The organism is Deltaproteobacteria bacterium, assembly GCA_016875395.1.
Classification (GTDB): Bacteria; Myxococcota_A; UBA9160; order UBA9160; family UBA6930; genus VGRF01.
In genome coordinates this window covers 1-16,845 of record VGRF01000017.1, presented here as the reverse complement: position 1 = coordinate 16,845, position 16,845 = coordinate 1, and the positions used below count along the sequence as shown (strand labels likewise).

At 70.9% G+C, this 16,845-nt stretch carries 12 protein-coding genes; all 12 read left to right on the top strand.

Annotation, left to right across the window (positions count from 1 at the left end; all coding sequences use genetic code 11):
• Positions 1-35 precede the first annotated feature (35 nt).
• The 12 genes from FJ091_13640 (at position 36) to map (ending at position 16,584) form a co-directional block, all read left to right on the top strand.
• Entirely contained in the window at positions 36-2,837 is a 2,802-nt protein-coding gene (locus FJ091_13640) for a hypothetical protein (protein MBM4384394.1), read from the top strand.
• 94 nt (positions 2,838-2,931) lie between these two features.
• The gene (locus tag FJ091_13635; protein ID MBM4384393.1) at positions 2,932-3,699 is read left to right on the top strand and encodes an SDR family oxidoreductase; all 768 of its coding nucleotides are present in this window, start codon (positions 2,932-2,934) and stop codon (positions 3,697-3,699) included.
• 344 nt (positions 3,700-4,043) lie between these two features.
• A complete protein-coding gene (locus FJ091_13630; protein MBM4384392.1) occupies positions 4,044-4,997 on the top strand; it encodes an SDR family oxidoreductase in 954 nt (317 codons plus the stop codon).
• Positions 4,916-5,995 (top strand): ketoacyl-ACP synthase III, encoded by a 1,080-nt coding sequence (locus FJ091_13625; protein MBM4384391.1) that lies wholly within the window; start codon positions 4,916-4,918, stop codon positions 5,993-5,995. The genes FJ091_13630 and FJ091_13625 overlap by 82 nt, the downstream gene beginning before the upstream one ends.
• Positions 5,956-6,723 carry a 3-oxoacyl-ACP reductase FabG gene (locus FJ091_13620; GenBank protein MBM4384390.1) on the top strand — a complete coding sequence of 256 codons (768 nt, stop codon included), beginning with the start codon at positions 5,956-5,958 and terminating at the stop codon, positions 6,721-6,723. The genes FJ091_13625 and FJ091_13620 overlap by 40 nt, the downstream gene beginning before the upstream one ends.
• Positions 6,716-7,174, top strand: coding sequence for a beta-hydroxyacyl-ACP dehydratase (locus FJ091_13615; protein MBM4384389.1), 459 nt, complete (start codon positions 6,716-6,718; stop codon positions 7,172-7,174). Before FJ091_13620 ends, FJ091_13615 begins: the two co-directional genes overlap by 8 nt.
• Positions 7,171-8,448, top strand: coding sequence for a beta-ketoacyl-[acyl-carrier-protein] synthase family protein (locus tag FJ091_13610; protein ID MBM4384388.1), 1,278 nt, complete (start codon positions 7,171-7,173; stop codon positions 8,446-8,448). The genes FJ091_13615 and FJ091_13610 overlap by 4 nt, the downstream gene beginning before the upstream one ends.
• A gap of 29 nt (positions 8,449-8,477) precedes the next feature.
• A complete protein-coding gene (locus tag FJ091_13605; GenBank protein MBM4384387.1) occupies positions 8,478-8,723 on the top strand; it encodes an acyl carrier protein in 246 nt (81 codons plus the stop codon).
• A gap of 12 nt (positions 8,724-8,735) precedes the next feature.
• Positions 8,736-9,488 (top strand): 1-acyl-sn-glycerol-3-phosphate acyltransferase, encoded by a 753-nt coding sequence (locus tag FJ091_13600; protein ID MBM4384386.1) that lies wholly within the window; start codon positions 8,736-8,738, stop codon positions 9,486-9,488.
• Positions 9,475-10,068: a 4'-phosphopantetheinyl transferase superfamily protein gene (locus FJ091_13595; protein MBM4384385.1), complete on the top strand. Its 594-nt coding sequence runs from the start codon at positions 9,475-9,477 to the stop codon at positions 10,066-10,068. The genes FJ091_13600 and FJ091_13595 overlap by 14 nt, the downstream gene beginning before the upstream one ends.
• Positions 10,065-15,641 (top strand): ATP-grasp domain-containing protein, encoded by a 5,577-nt coding sequence (locus FJ091_13590; protein ID MBM4384384.1) that lies wholly within the window; start codon positions 10,065-10,067, stop codon positions 15,639-15,641. Before FJ091_13595 ends, FJ091_13590 begins: the two co-directional genes overlap by 4 nt.
• 109 nt (positions 15,642-15,750) lie before the next feature.
• Entirely contained in the window at positions 15,751-16,584 is an 834-nt protein-coding gene (gene map, locus FJ091_13585) for a type I methionyl aminopeptidase (GenBank protein ID MBM4384383.1), read from the top strand.
• Positions 16,585-16,845 lie beyond the last annotated feature (261 nt).

Here is a 16,845-nt window from a genome sequence, read left to right as displayed (position 1 = left end):
AACGAGTTGAATCGCGCGCCTATCGTGTCGCGCTGATGGGCTCCTCGCGCGACAGCTCTGCCTCGGATTCGCCGCGCCTCGCGCGCAGCGAGGCGATGCCCGAGTCATTAGGGATCGCGCCCGGTGTTCTCGCGCGCTTCGCGTCGCGACTCGGGCCGATCGCGATCGTCGACCTCGAGACGACCGGGCTCGCCGTCGAAGCGGGCGCGGAGATCCTCGAGTTCGGCGCGCTGCTCGTCGATCCCGGCGTGGAGCCGCTCGTCACGCTGACGAGCCTCGTGAAGCCGCGCGGCTCGATTCCGCGGCCGGTGAAGCGGCTCACCGGCCTCGACGACGCGGACCTCGAGAGCGCCCCCGTGCTCGAAGCGCTGCAGGGCGAGCTGCGCGCGGCCCTGACAGGTCGAAGGATCATCGCGCACAACGCGAGCTTCGAGCGCGCGTTCCTCTCGCACTACGTCGAGCCGGCGCTCGCGCACACCGAGTTCCTCGACACGCTCGACCTGCTCGCGCTGACGCACCCCGACGCGCCCGATCTGCGCCTCGAGTCGTTCACGCGCATGCTGTTCGGCACCGAGGAGCGCCATCGCGCGCTCGACGACGCGCTCGACACCGCGCGCGTGATCGCGGCTGCCGGTGAAGGCGCGCGCACCGGCACGGCGCGCTTCGCGGTGGCTCGCGAGGCGCTGGAAGCGTTCGCGCCGGACTCGCCGTGGCTCGCGCTGCTCGAGAAGCCCGAGCGCGCGGTGGAGGTGCGGGTCGAGCCGCCCTTCGTCGCGATCGGCGCGAGCGAGGAGGAGCCCGTCGCGTTCGACGAAGCGGCCATCGCGGCCGTGCTCGCCGACGAAGCGCGCGGGCGCCGCAGCTTCCCGCGCTTCGTCGTGCGCGAGGGGCAGATCGAGCTGGCGCGCCGCTTCGCGCAGAACTTCGAGCGCGACGAGTTGTTGTTGGCGGAAGGCGGCACCGGCGTCGGGAAGTCGCTCGCGTATCTCGCGGCGGCGATTCCGTTCGCGACCGCCGATGGCGACCGAGGGCCGGTCGTGATCTCGACGCGCACGAAGCTGCTGCAGGATCAGCTCGTCGAGAAGGACATCCCCGCGGCCGCGCGCATGCTCGGTCACCCCGAGCTGCGCGCCGTCTCGATCAAGGGCCGCGCGAACTATGCGTGTGCTCGCCGTCTCGGGCAGGTGCTGAGCGAGGGCAGCGACCCGCAGATGTTCCCCGAGGACCGCCTCGCGTACGCGGTGCTCGAAGCGTGCGCGAAGACGCGCCCGCACGGCGAGATCCAGAGCGTGCCCGGCGCGCTCGTGCGCAGGTACCCCGTGCTGCGCGACTTGTTGCGGCGCTCGGTCGCTGCGCGCGCCGAGCAGTGCTCGCGCGAGCAGTGCGCTAAGGAGCGCGACTGCCCGCTCGGCCGCCGCCGCGCAGCGCTCGCGCAGGCGCACCTGATCGTCGCGAACCACGACTTGTTATTGCGCTGGCCGCCCGACTACCCCGCGTTCGCGCACGCGATCGCCGACGAGGCGCACGAGCTCACCGGCGTGGTCGACGAAGTGCTCGCCGTCGCGGTCGAGCCGAACGCGTTGCTGGAGCGCTTCGACGACCTGTTCGGTCGCCCCGCGAGTGGGCGTCGCCCGCGCGGCGAGGCGCTGCTGCCGCCGAAGGAGCGCCGCGAGCTCGACGCCGACGCGCGCGCGTGGCGGCGCGAGCTGTACATGGAGCTGACCGCGCTCGGGAAAGCGCTCTCGGAGCACGCGGGCGAGTACGGCGACGTGCAGCTTCCGCTGCCCGACGGCGCGGACGCCGCCGCCGCTGCGCGCATCGCGCGCCACATCGCGGACACGCTCGACGCGATCGCGGACAAGGTGCCCGAGCTGCCGGAGCCCGCGGTGGGCCGCGCGGCCGACGATCTGCGCGAGCAGGCCCACGCGCTGCGCACCGCCTTCGACGAAGCGCCCGAGCACGTCGCGATGGTGGAGGACGTGGAAGCGCCGTTCGACGCGTGGCGGCTCGTGGTGCGCCCGGTGTCGCCGGCCAAGGAGTTCCACGAGCGCTTCGTCTCCCAGATGCGCTCGTTCGCGGCGGTGTCGGCGAGCCTGTTCGTGCGAGGCGACGCGTTCGCCGCTACCGGCGAGCTCGAGCTCGAAGAGCGCGCCGGCGAGCGGGCGCAGCGCATCAGCGTGCCGAGCCCGTTCAACTACCGCGACCACATGCGCGTCGTCGCGCTGCGCGGAGGCGGCGAGGAGCTCGTGCGCCAAACGAGCGACGTGCTGGCGCTGCTCGCTCGCGAGCTCGGCGGCCGAACGCTCGGCCTCTTCACGAGTCTGCGTCGAATGAACGACGTCGCCGACGAGCTTGCGGCGCGCCTCAAGGAGGACGGGCTCGAAGTGATCGCACCGCGTAGAGACGGCGACGACCCAACGGCCCTGATCACTCGCTTCGCGAACGGCGGCAGCGTGCTGCTCGGCGCGCGGCGCTTCTGGCAGGGCATCGACATCCCCGGCGACGCGCTGCAGGCCGTCGTGATCGAGAAGCTGCCGTTCGAGGTGCCGACGGAGCTCCGCAAACGCCGCGAGCAGCGCCTGTTCGAGCGCGGCATCTCGCCGTTCGAGCGCGCGACGCTCGGCAAGATGCTGCTGCACCTCAAGCAGATGGTCGGGCGCCTGATCCGTACCGAGCACGACCGCGGCATCGTGGTGATCGTCGAGGGTCGCACCGACAAGAACTACTTCCGCCGCCTCGGCGAAGCGCTGCCCGAAGGCTGCAGCGTGCGCGTCGCGCGCTTCGCGGAGCTGCCGAGCGTTCTCGAAGAAGTCGGCATCGTGGGCCGGGCGCGGTAGCGAGGCGCGGCGCGGCGCAGAGCTGCGTCTAGGCCCGGCCTGAGTGCAGCCGACCGTTCGCGTTCAGGGATATCGTCGCAATCCGGAGGCGCTCATGACCGATCTCTCCCGCCGAGTCGCAGTGGTGACGGGCGCCGGCACCGGCATCGGGCGCGCGATCGCGCTGCGCCTCTCTGCGTGCGGCGCGTCGGTCGCGCTGCTCGGGCGCACGCGTGGGACGCTCGAGGCGGTCGCGGGCGAGGCGAAGGGCAAAACGCGCGTGATTCCGTGCGACGTGCAGGAGCGCGCCTCGGTCGACGGCGCTTTCGCCGAAGTCGCGCGTACGCTCGGTCGCCCGCACGTCGTGGTCGCGAACGCGGGCATCGGCGGCCCGAACGATCTCGGCGGCGGCGACCGCTGGGACGCAATCGTGCGCACGAACCTCGACGGCGCGTACTTCACGCTGCGCGCGTTCGAGGCGCAGCTCGCGGCGAGCGCCGGCTACACGCACGCGATCGTGATCAGCTCGTGCGTCGCGCGCTTCGGCGTCGCGGGCATCTCGGCCTACAGCGCGGCGAAGGCCGGGCAGCTCGGGCTCGTGCGCTCGCTCGCGGCGGAGCTCGCGCCCAAGAAGGTGCTCGTGAACGCGATCTGCCCCGGCTGGGTCGAGACGCAGATGGCCGTCGACCGCATGACCGAAATCGGCGAGGGCATGGGCAAGGACTACCGCGCCACCAAGGCCGAGCTGCTCGCCGGCGTCCCGCTGCAGCGCATCAGCGAGCCCGAAGAAGTCGCCGCGCTCGTCGAGTTCCTGTGCGGCCCCGGCGGCGTCTCGTTCACCGGGCAGGCCTTCGACCCGAACAACGGCGCGTGGATGGGCTGACGGCCAGCGGCCATTTGGGGTCTGGCACGAAATGGCGCCGATGCACCGTGTCTACCTCGCGGGCACGCCGTGCTCCCTGGAGGCGCACCGACAGCAGGCGCTCGGGGCCACAACGTGTGCAAAAACCCGAGAAGTTCCGCGGGCCTTCTCGTATCGTCGCGCTCGTTTGGGCGCGCGGGTGCGGGCGGGTACGCAGCTTGCTCTGCTCGCGAGCTGGTTGACACGCGAGTCGCCTCGGCAAATCTCCCGCCTCTTCGCGCCTGACTTCGGGTCAAAATGCGCGGATTCGCGGCGGAGCCGGCCGGCTCGCGCGAGGGATCGCGGCAGCGCAGGCGGAGGGAGCAATGTCCGGACGTTTCTCCGGCGATGACTGGGGCGTGATCCTCGGCGGATCGAGCGGCTTCGGCCTCGCGACCGCGCAGAAGCTCGCGGCGCACGGCATGAACCTCTGCATCGTCCACCGCGACCGCCGCGGCGCGATGAAACGCATCGAGCCCGAGTTCGAGAAGCTGCGTGCGACGGGCGTGAAGCTGATCATCGAGAACGACGACGCACTCGACGCCGAAGTGCGCGGCCGAATTCTCGGCCAGCTCGGCGAGCAGCTCGGCGCGAGCGGGCGCGTGAAGATGCTCCTCCACTCGATCGCGTTCGGGAACCTGAAGCTGATCGTGCCGGAGGTGGCGAAGCCCGGGGCCGGGCTCGCGGTGGCGAAGCTTGCGGAGTCGCTCGGCGTCGCGAAGGAGGCGCTCGCGGGCGCCGTCGACAAGCTCGCGAGCGAAGGCTTCGACGAGCTCGCCGAGCTCTCGACCGCGCCCGCGTATCCGACGCACTCGCTGCTCGATGCCGAAGACTTCGCGCGCACGATTCACTGCATGGGCACGAGCCTGCTCGACTGGGTGCAGGACATCTTCCAGCGCGGGCAGTTCGCCGCCGATGCGCGCGTGTTCGGCCTGACGAGCGAGGGCAACGAAGTCGCGTGGAAAGGCTACGCCGCGGTGTCGGCGGCGAAAGTCGCGCTCGAGGCGACCGCGCGCTCGATCGCGACCGAGTTCGGCCCGCACGGGGTTCGCTGCAACGTGCTGCAGCCCGGCGTCACCGACACGCCCGCGCTGCAAGCGATTCCCGGCAGCGACCGGCTGAAGGCGCACTCGCGGCTGCGCAATCCGCTGCGCCGCATCACCACGCCGCCCGACGTCGCGAACGTCCTCTACTTGTTATGCCTGCCCGAAGCGGCGTGGATCAACGGCACGGTGATCCGCATCGACGGCGGCGAGCGCATCGCGGGGAGCACCACGTGAGCCTCTACATCCACGCCATGGGCCACTTCCACCCGGAGGTGGTGATCACGAACAAGTTCCTCGAGTCGCTCGACATCGGGACGAACGACGACTGGATCGTCGAGCGCGTGGGCATCCGCGAGCGGCGCAGCGCGCTGCCGCTCGAGTACCTCGCGGCGACGAAGAATCGCGACGTGCGCGAGGCCGAGAGCGCGCTGCTCTACACGAACGCGGACCTCGCGCAGCGCGCCGCCGAGATGGCGATGCAGCGCGCAGGCGTGACGCGCGAGCAGATCGGTCTCGTCATCTCGGGCAGCTCGGCGCCGCGCATCTTGTGCCCCGCCGAAGCGAGCTTCGTCGCGAAGCAACTCGGCATCGAGGCGCCGTGCTGGGACGTGAACAGCGCGTGCTCCACGTTCCTGATGCACCTCTACAACTTGTCGCTGATGGATCCGGCGAAACTGCCGGAGTTCATCCTGATCACGCAGACCGAGCAGCTCACGTCGGCGATGGACTACTCGGACCGCTCTTCCGCGGTGCTCTTCGGCGACGGCGCCGCCGCGGCGGTGATCTCGACCAAGGTGCCCGCGCGCGTCGAGGCGTTGTGGCCGGCAGTGGCGTCGGATCCGAGCGGCGCGGACAAGGTGCTGATCCGGCGCACGAGCGTGTTCTCACAGGACGGCCGCGCAGTGCAGATGTTCGCGATCAAGCGCACGCGCGAGGGCTACGAGAAGCTGAAGGAGCAGCTCGCGGAAGAAGGCGGCGATCGGCCGCTCTACTTCGTCGGTCATCAGGCCAATCTGCGGGTGCTCGAGCAAGTGGCGCAGCGCTGCGGCGTTCAGCCCGAGCGGCACTTCTCGAACGTCGAGTGGTTCGGCAACACCGGCGGCGCGAGCTGTCCCACCGTGATCTCGCAGCACTGGGACAAGGTGCCGGCGGGCGCGGATCTCGCGGCGGTCGTGGTCGGCGGCGGTCTCACCTGGGCGCGGGCGCTGCTTCGGTTCGGAGCCGCGGCGTGAGCGACGCGCGCGTCGCACTCGTGACGGGCGCCGGCACCGGCATCGGCGCCGCCTGCGCGCTCGCGCTCGCGGGCGCCGGCTTTCGCGTCGCAGTGCACTACCGCTCCAGCGAGGAGAAGGCGCGCGCGATCGCGGACAAGTGCGGGAGCGAGGCGTTCCTACTGAAGGCGGACCTCGCGGACTCCGCGCAGATCGACGCGCTGATCGCCGAGCTCAAGGACAAGGCCGGCCGCCTCGACGTGCTCGTGAACAACGCCGGCTTCAACGTGAACGCGCCGATGGTCACGATGAAGCTCGAGGACTACGACGCCGTCGCCGCGATCGAACGGGGCACCTGGTATCTCACGAAGGTCGCGCTGCGCCGCTTCCTGATACGCAGCGACGACGCGCGCATCATCAACATCTCGAGCGTGGTCGGGCACACGGGCAACCCGGGGCAAGCGCCGTACACCATGGCGAAGGCCGGGCTCGACGCGCTGACCAAGTCGCTCGCGCAGGAAGTCGCGGGCCGGAACATCCGCGTGAACTCCGTCGCGCCCGGCTTCATCGACACCGAGATGACGCACGAGCTGCCCGCGGAAGTGAAGCAGCACATCCTCGGGCGCATCCCGATGGCGCGCATGGGGACTGCGGAGGAAGTCGCGGAAGTTGTTACGTGGCTCGCGACCAAGGCGAGCTACGTGCACGGCACCGTCATCCACGTGAACGGAGGGATGTACGGTGGGTAGGAAGCTCACGACCGCCGAAGCGCTCGCGCGCGTGCCGCAGCAGGAGCCGTTCCGCTTCGTCGACGAATTGTTGGAGCTGAGCGAGGAGCGCGCGGTCGGCCGCTATCGCTGGCGACCCGAGGCGGATTTCTATCGCGGGCACTTCCCTGGCAACCCAGTCACGCCTGGCGTGCTCTTGATCGAGTCGATGGCGCAGTGCGGCGTCGTGCCGATCGCGCTTCAACGCCTCTATGCCGAGTTCGACGACGCGGAGGCCGCGACGTACCAGACGTTCTTTACCGACGCGCAAGTGGACTTCTCAGGCGTCGTGCGCCCTGGCGACGTCGTCACCACCGAGTCGCGCGTGCTCTTCTATCGCCGCCGCAAGATCAAGGTCGAGGCCACGATGAGCGGCGCGGATGGGCGCATCGTGTGCTCGGGGCAGCTGTCGGGCATGGGAGTCGCGCGATGAAGCGGCGCGTCGTGGTCACGGGCATGGGCGTGATCGCGCCCAACGCGAACGGCCTCGGCGCGTTCGACGCCGCCCTCCGCTCGACCAAGAGCGGCCTGCGCACCGTCGACTTCATGGTGAAGCACGGCTTTGCCTGCACGGTGGGCGGCGTGCCCGAGGGCGTCGAAGAGCTCGCGAAGTCGCTCTTCACCGAGGAAGAGCTGCTCGCGATGAACGCGATCCATCGCTACGCGGCGATCGCGAGCGTGGAAGCGTGGGCCGACGCGGGGCTGCCTCGCCCGAAGTTCGGCGACGAGCACGTGAACTGGGACACCGGCGCGGTGCTCGGGACCGGCATCGGCGGCATGGACACGGTGGGCGACCGCGTGGTGCCGCTCGTGAACGACAACAAGGTGAAGCGCCTCGGTTCGACCTCGGTCGAGCAGGTGATGGCGAGCGGCCTCTCGGCGCGCGTGTCCGGGATCCTCGCGCTCGGCAACCAGGTGACGACGAACTCGAGCGCGTGCGCGACCGGCGCCGAGGCGATCGCGATGGGCGTGGAGCGCATCCGCGCGGGCCTCGCGGAGCGCATGCTGTGCGGCGGCGCCGAAGTGCCGACGCCGTACAACTGGGCCGGCTTCGATGCGATGCGCGTACTGAACCGCAAGCACAACGACGCGCCCGAGGCGGCGTCCCGGCCGCTCTCCGCGAGCGCGGGCGGCTTCATCCCGGGCGCGGGCGCCGGCGTCGTGATCGTGGAGAGTCTCGACGCGGCTCGCGCACGAGGGGCGCGCATTCACGCCGAGGTGTTAGGGGCCGCGACGAACTGCGGCGGGCACCGCGGCGGCGGCTCGATGACCGCGCCGAACCCCGAAGGTGTGAGGCGCTGCATCAGCGCCGCGATCGCCGACGCCGGCATCGCGACGAGCGAGGTCGACGCGATCAGCGGCCACCTCACCGCGACCGGGGCCGATCCGCGCGAGGTGGCGTCGTGGTCCGCGGCGCTCGGCCGCGGCCCCGAGAGCTTCCCGTGGATCACGTCGACCAAGTCGCTGATCGGCCACACGCTCGGCGCCGCGGGCGCGCTGGAGTCGATCGCCGCCGTGTTGATGCTGCGCGGCGGCTACGTGCACGGCTCGATCAACTGCGAGGACGTGCACCCCGAGATCGCGCCCTTCGCGGCGTCGATTCCGCACGAAACGAGAACGCTTCCCGGCTTGCGCACGATCATGAAGGCGGGCTTCGGCTTCGGCGACGTGAACGCCGCCCTCGTGCTGCGCAAGTGGAATGACTAGTCCCAGGCGCTCAACCAAGGGGAGAACGAATGCAGGCCAGTGAGATTCAGTCGCGCGTGATCAAGATCCTGACGCCGTACGTGAAGGACGCGGCCGCGCTCTCGAGCGCGAGCGCGGCGACGAACATCCTCGAGGACCTGAAGGTGAACTCGGCGCGTCTCGTCGACGTCGTGCTCGCCTTCGAGGACGAGTTCGACATCGAGATCGCCGACGAAGACGTCGACACCGTCAACACGATCGGCGACTGCGTCGGCTTGATCTCGCAGAAGCTCTAGCCGGCATTCGCGTTGGCGGAAGGCCTGGCTGCGAGCGACGTGCGTGCGCTGCGTGTGCAGCGGGCGGTGTCGCGCGCCCTCTCGCCGCTGTGGATCCCGATCTTCGTCAGCCTGATGGCGTTCGCGTTCCGCTGGCGCGTCGCGAACGCCGCCGAGCTGCGCCGTCAGTACCGCGAGCTGCGCACCCAGTCGCACGCGCCGCTGCTGATCTGCGCGAATCACCTGACGATGCTGGATTCGTTCGTGATCGGCTGGGCGCTCGGCGACTCGCTCTTCTACTTGCGTCACTTCTCGTCGATTCCGTGGAACACGCCCGAGCGCGTGCACTTCGCGTCGACGTGGTGGAAGCAGCTGCTCACGTACGTGCTCAAGTGCGTTCCGATCAGGCGCGGCTCCGACCGCAAGGAAGTCGCGCTCGTGCTCGACAAGGTGGAGTACCTGCTGAAGAGCGGTGAAGCGGTGATGGTGTTCCCCGAAGGCGCGCGCTCGCGCAGCGGGCGTGTCGAGGTGGAGAACGCGGCGTACGGCATCGGCCGCATCGTTTCGTCGGTGCCGGGCTGCCGCGTGTTGTGCCTCTACCTGCGCGGCGACGGCCAGCACGGCATGACGGACGCGCCGGCGCGCGGCGAAGTCTTCCGCGGGCGCATGGCCGTGCTCGAGCCGAAGAGCGATCAGAGCGGCCTGCGCGGCTCGCTCGACATCGCGCGCCAAGTCACGGCGAAGCTCGCCGAGCTCGAGAAGGAACACTTCGATGCTCGGCAATGACGTGGTGGACTTCGCGCACCGCGGCACGCAGCCGGGCGCGCAGAATCCGCGTTTCGACGCGCGCGTGTTCTGCGAGCGCGAGCGCGCGCTGATCGCAGGCGATGCGACGCAGCGCGTGCGCTGGGTGCTGTGGGCCGCGAAGGAGGCGGCCTACAAGGCCGCGAAGAAGCTCGACCGCGCCACGGTGTGGGCGCCCTCGCGCTTCGAGGTGACGCTGCTGTCGCGCGAGCGCGGCAGCGTGGCGCACGGCGAGCGTCGCTTCGCGTTGTTCGTCGAGGAGCGCGCGGAGTGGGTGCACGCGCTCGCGAGCGACGATGCGAGCGCGGAGTCCGCCGCGCGCGGCGTCAGGGAGCTCGCGAGCGACGACGCCTCCGCGGAAGCGCGCGCGTTCGCGTGCGGCGCGCTCGCCGCGCAGCTCGGCGCCGACGCGGGCGAGCTCTCGGTCGCGAAGCGCGGGCGCATCCCCGTGCTGTGCGTGCGCGGTGAGCCCGCGCGCGCCGATCTCTCGCTCTCCCATCACGGGCGCTTCGTCGCGTTCGCGTGCGCGCTCGGCGCCGAGAGCGTGAGGCTCGCATCGTGACGCGCATCCAGCCGATCCGCCGCCTCGCGATCGTGAATCGCGGCGAAGCCGCGATGCGCTGCATTCGCGCGGTGAAGGCGCTGCGCGCACAGGAAGGCGCGGAGATTCTCGCCGTCGCGCTCTACACCGAGATCGATCGCGACGCGCCGTTCGTGCGCCACGCCGACCTCGCGATCGCGATGCCGGCGCCGCGCGGCGAAGTCGCGGCGTATCTCGATCACGACGGACTGATCACGGCGCTGCGCAAGGCCGAGGCCGACGCGGTGTGGCCAGGCTGGGGATTCGTCTCCGAGCACCCCGCGTTCGTAGAGCGCCTGAACCGCGAGGGCATTCGCTTCCTCGGCCCCTCGCCCGACGCGATGCGCGCCCTCGGCGACAAGATCGGCTCGAAGCACCTCGCCGAGAGCGTGAGCGTGCCCGTGACACCTTGGAGCAAGGGCGTCGTCGAGAACGAAGCGGACGCCGAGCGCTGGGCGACCGAGATCGGCCTGCCGGTCGTGATCAAGGCCTCCGCGGGCGGCGGCGGGCGCGGCATACGCGTCGTCGACTCGCTCGATCAGGTCGCGCCCGCGTTTCGTTCCGCGAGCTCCGAGGCGAAGAACGCCTTCGGCGACGGGCGCCTCTTCATCGAGGCGAAGGTCACGGGCGGGCGGCACATCGAGGTGCAGATCGCGGGCGATGCGCACGGCAACGTGCTCGCGGTCGGCTGCCGCGACTGCTCGGTCCAGCGGCGCCACCAGAAGGTGCTCGAGGAAGCGCCGCCGCCGGGGCTCTCGCCCGCAGTGCGCAGCGCGCTCGAAGCGTGCGCCGCGAAAGTCGCGAAGCACGTCGGCTACGTAGGCGTCGGCACCGTCGAGTTCCTCGTCGAGGGCGAGAGTTATTACTTCCTCGAGATGAATCCGCGGCTCCAGGTGGAGCACGGCATCACCGAGGAGCTGACCGGCCTCGATCTGGTGCAGATCCAGATCCGCATCGCGCGCGGCGAGTCGCTCGCGGGCGTGAAGCTGCGCGAGCACGGCTGGGCGATCGAGGCGCGCGTGTGCGCCGAAGACCCCGATCAGGGCTTCCTGCCCGCGCCCGGCCGCATCGCGCGCTTCGATCCCGCGCTCGGTCCGCGCATTCGCGTCGACACGGGCTACGTGCAGGGCAGCACGGTGCCCGCCGCGTTCGACTCGCTGATCGCGAAGGTGATCGCGACCGGCGCCGATCGCGAAGAAGCGCGCGCGCGGCTCGCGTCCGCGCTCGACGACTTCGACCTCGTCGTCGAGGGCGGCGCGACCAACAAGGGCTGGCTCGCCGAGATCCTCGACCACGCCGACTACCGCAAGGGCGCGGTCGACACGACTTGGCTCGATCGCTTCGGACTCGCGCGCGAGCGCAACGACGAGCTCGCCGCGCCGGCGCTGGTCGCCGCGGGCATCCTCGCTTATCAGGCCGCGCGCGCGCAGGCGCGGCTCAACTTCTACGCCGAGGCCGCGTTCGCCGCGGATCGCGTGCCCGTCTCGAGCGGGCAGCAGATCGACCTCGGCTTCGGCGGCGAGCAGTACCGCCTCGACATCTACGCGATCGGCGGCTGGCGATACCGCGTGCATCTCGATGGCCACGCGCTCGCAGCGGGCCTGCGCGAAGAGGGCGAGCACACCGCGCGCTTGCAGCTCGGCGAGCGCGTGTTCCGCGTGCTCTACGACGTGGGCGGGGCGAACCTGCGCGTCGAGCTCGAGGGGCGCGCGTTCCGCTTCGACGAGCAGTCGGCGGGCCAAGTGCGCGCCGCGGCGCCCGCGATGGTCGTCGCGGTGCACGTGCAGCCGGGCGACACGGTGACCGCTGGCCAGACGATCGGCCTGCTCGAAGCGATGAAGATGGAGGTCGCGTTCGACGCGCCCGTCAGCGGAGTTGTTACGGAAGTGCTCGTGCGCAAGGGCGCGAAGGTCGCGGCCGGCGACGTGCTGCTCGTGATCGAGCCGAAGAAGGACGAGGCGGGCGCGGCGAGTGCGCCGAGCGTCGCGCGGCTCGCGCTGCCCGACATCGCGGATCCGCTCGCGCCGCTCTTCCGCGAGAAGGGCGGCGACCCGCTCGGGGCGCCCGACCTCGAGGCCGCGGCGAACGCGCAGCCGCCGCAGCGCCGGAGCGCGATCGCCGCGATCCGCGACGAGGCGCGCCGTGCACTGCTCGGTTACGACGTGAACCCCGCGCGCGCCGACAAGCTCGCCGAGTTCCTCGAGGCGGCGCTGCCCGATGGCCTCCCCGACCCGTTCTACGCCGAGCTCGCCGAGATTCGTCACGAGCTCTCGCTCACCGCCGATGTCGCGCGGCTCTTCATTCGCTCGCCCGCTGCGTCGGTTTCCGGCGAGCTCGGGCCCTCGAACGACGCGCGCATGCGCATGTTCGCGCGGCGCACGCGCGCCGGCGGCGCCGGCATCGCCGCGGAGTTCCTCGATCTCGTGCGAGCGGCGCTCGCTCATTACGGCGTCGAGAGCATCGATCACAGCGACGCGCTCGAGCGCGCGGTGCTGCGCCTGCTCGCTTCGCAGCAGCAGCCCGAGCTGCGCGACCGCCTCGCGCTGGCGATGCTGCGCCGCGCGGCTTCGCTCGCGCGCCACGGCGTGCCGCTCGCGCAAGATGCGCGCCTCGCCGCGGCGCTCGATCTGCTCGCGGGCATGCGCGGCCTGCTTTCGAACGCCGTCGCCGACGCCGCGATCGAAGCGCGCTACGTGATCTTCGAGCAGCCCGAAGCGCTGCGCCTCGCCGAGCGCACGAGCAAGCAGGTGAACGCCTACCTCGACGCCGCGGAGGCGGAGCCGACCGCGCCGCCGGCGGAAGTGCTGCTCGATCTCGCCGGCGTGCCGCGCGCGACGTTCGACCGCGTGGGCGCGTGGATCGCCGACGCCGATCCGCGCCGCCGCGCGATCGCGCTCGCCGCGCAGCTGCAGCGCGCCTACGCGCCCGAGGAGGCGATCGCGCAGGTCTCGTTCCGCGAGTCGGGGCGCTGGATAGAGCGCATGGACTTCGCGGGGGGTCGCGTGGTGTTGGGGGCGACCGCGTCGCTTGCGGATCTCGCCGACACGCTGCGCGTGGTGGTGCGCGCCGCCGAGTCGTCGCGCGAGAGTCACGACTGGCCCGCGGTGTTCGCGCTCGAGCTGTTCGCCGCGCTCGGTGAAGACGAGGAAGCGCCGGACGTCGCCGCAGTCGTTACGCCCGTGCTCGCGGGCTCGCTCGCCGCGGGGCGCGTCACGGTCACGCTCGTCCGCCCCAGCGGCCCCGATCTCCACTTCACGTTCGTGCCCACGCCGAACGGCTTCGCCGAAGACGCGAGCCTGCACGGCCTCCACCCCGAGGCGGCAAAGCGCGTCGACCTCGGGCGGCTCGTGAACTTCGCGCTCGAGCGCCTGCCCGCGAGCGAGGGCCTCTACGCGTTCTGGGGCAAGAGCCGCGAGGACGCGAGCGACGAGCGCATGTTCGTGCTCGGCGATCTGCGCTCGCGCTCGCCCGATCCGGGCCGCGAGGCGGCGCTGCACGTGCCCGCGTTCGAGCACATGTTCTTCGAGGCGACGCGCGCGCTGCGCAACCACCTCGCGCTGCGCGATCCGCAGCGGCGCCTGCAGTGGAACCGCATCGCGATCTACCTCGCGCCCGAAATCGTGCTCGAAGCGAGCCTCGCCGATCGCCTCTCGCGCAAGCTCGCGCCGGCGACGCGCAACCTCGGGCTCGAGAAGGTGATCGTGCGCTTGCGCACGCTCGACCGCGCGAAGCCGGACGAGCCTGCGACGCCGCGCGAGCTGGTGATCGCGAATCTCACCGGCTCGAACCTCACGCTCGAGATGCGCGAGCCGCGCACCGGCGCCCTGCGCGTCGCTTCGGCGTACGAGCGCAAAGTCGTCGACGCGCGCCGCCGCCGGCTCGTCTACCCGTACGAGATCGTCCGGATGCTGACGGGCTCGCACGGCGACGCCGCGGGCGAGGGCGAGCTGCCCGTGGGCACCTTCGAGGAATGGGATCTCGACGCGAGCGGTGCCGCCGCGCCCGTCGCGCGCCCCTACGGCCGTAACGACTGCGCGATCGTGTTCGGCGTCGTCAGCACGCCCACCGAGAAGGTGCCCGATGGCATGTCGCGCGTGCTCGTGCTCTCGGACCCGACGCTCGGCATGGGCTCGCTCGGCCCCGAGGAGTGCAGCCGCATCGTCGCGGCGATCGATCTCGCCGAGCAGCGCGGCATCCCCGTGGAGTGGGTGCCGGTGTCGAGCGGCGCGCGCATCGCGATGGACAGCGGTACGGATAATCTCGACGCCACCGCGCGCGTCGTGCGCCGCATCATCGAGTTCACGCAGCAAGGCGGCGCCATCCACGTGATCGTGACGGGCGTGAACGTCGGCGCGCAGAGTTATTGGGACTCGCTCGCGACGATGCTGATGCACACGCGCGGCGCGCTGATCATGACGCCGGGCGCGTCGATGGTGCTGACGGGCCGCGCGGCGCTCGAAGCCTCGGGCGCCGTCAGCGCCGAGGACGAGCAAGCGATCGGCGGCTTCGAGCGCATCATGGGCCCGAACGGCGAGGGCCAGTACTACGCCACCGACATCCGCGACGCGTATCGCATCCTGTTCGAGCACTACCGCTTCACGTACGTCGTGCCCGGTGAGCGCGGGCCGCGCGCGCAGCGCACGAGCGACCCCGACACGCGCGACGCCGGCGCCACCGCGACGCCGGGCGGCGACTTCGCGCGCGTGGGCGAGATCTTCGACGACGCCACCAACCCCGGTCGCAAGCGCCCCTTCGCGATGCGCCCGGTGATGGCCGCGCTGATCGACCAAGACAGCCCGCACCTCGAGCGCTGGCGCGCGTGGGTGGGCGCAGAGACCGCGATCGTGTGGGACGCGCATCTCGGCGGGCAGGCAGTGAGCCTGATCGGCATCGAGAGCACGTCCCTGACGAGAGAGGGCTATCGGCCGCCCGACGGTCCGTCGACCTGGACCGGCGGCACGCTCTTCCCGCTCTCCTCGAAGAAAGTCGCGCGCGCGCTCAACGCGGCGAGCGGCAACCGCCCCGTCGTGATCCTCGCGAACTTGTCAGGCTTCGACGGCTCGCCCGAGTCGATGCGCAAGCTGCAGCTCGAGTACGGCGCCGAGATCGCGCGCGCGGTCGTGAACTTCGACGGCCCGATCTCCTTCATGGTCGTGTCTCGCTACCACGGCGGCGCCTACGTCGTGTTCTCGCGTGCGCTGAACTCGCGCCTGCGCGCCTCCGCGCTCGAAGGCTCGTTCGCGAGCGTGATCGGCGGCGGGCCCGCGGCCGCGGTGGTGTTCGCGCGCGACGTGCGCGCCCGTGCCGCCGCCGACCCGCGCGTGCGCGCCGCGCAGCCCGGCCGCAACGCGAGCGAGGAGGCGCGTGCGCGCTTCGAGAAAGTGCTCGAAGAGGTGCGCCTCGAGAAGCAGGCCGAGCTCGCCGAGGAGTTCGACCGCATCCACTCCGTTCAGCGCGCGAAAGATGTGGGCTCGCTCGAATCCATCGTGCCCGCGCGCGAGATGCGCGCGTTCCTGATCGCGCAGCTGCGAGAAGAGGCGCGGCGTCCCGGTTGAGCTCGGCTCGGCTTCGCTAGCGCGTTGACCTCGAGGCCGACCGGGCGCGGCTCAGCCTCGGGCGTCATCACGCCGCTATGTTGGTCAACCTTCGCCTTAGGGAAGTCGCATGCGTTTGGGTCGAGGCAAGCAGAAGCAAGAATCCGCGCCGCGCGGTCGCAGTGGTGTGATTCCGCTGCTCGCGCCGCACGAGATCGAGCAGATGCGCGCGGCAGGCCGGCTCGCGGGCCGGCTCCTCGACGAAGTGGCGAAGCGGATCCGCCCCGGCCTCGACACGCTCTCGATCGACAACTTCATCGACGAGTTCACGCGCGACCACGGCGCCGTCTCCGCCACGCTCGGCTACGGCCATCCGCCCTACACGCGCTGCAGCTGCATCTCGATCAATGACGTCGTCTGCCACGGCATCCCGGACGCCAAGACGATCCTGCGAGATGGCGACATCGTGAACGTCGACGTGACGCCGAAGCTGAACGGCTACCACGGCGACAGCTCGCGCACGTTCCTCGTCGGCGACGTCGCGCCGAAAGCGCGCCGCCTCGTCGCCGACACCTACCACGCGCTGTGGCTCGGCATCCGAGCTGTTAGGCCAGGCGGCACCACGGGCGACATCGGCTTCGCGATCCAGCAGTTCGCCGAAGCGCAGGGCTACGGCGTCGTGCGCGAGTTCACCGGCCACGGCACCGGCAAGATCTTCCACACCGCGCCGACGATCTTTCACTACGGCAAGCCCAACAGCGGCGAGCGCCTCGCGCCCGGCATGACCTTCACGATCGAGCCGATGATCAACCTCGGTCACTGGAAGACGGAAATCCTCGAAGACCGCTGGACCGCGGTCACCGCCGACGGCTCCCTCTCCGCGCAGTTCGAGCACACCGTGCTCGTGACCGCGGACGGCGTGGAGCCCCTGACGCTGGGCGAGGGGGAGAAGGCGCCGGTCTAGTAGTCCGCGCGACCGACACCGCGGAAGGTTCTCGGTAGACGGAGCCCAAAGATGCCCGACTGCGTCTGGTTCTTCGCGTCCCTTGGATTCAGCGTTGTTCGCGCGTCGGTCTCGATGCGGATCTTCACTAGGTCTGACCTGCTGGCATTTCTCGGACCAACGGTCTCTAGAGAACGGCCCCTGGTTGCTCTGTTGATCGACCTCGCGCGGCAAACTCTGCCGGCGTGAGATTGCCGAGGCTCGAGTGCGGACGGACGGTGT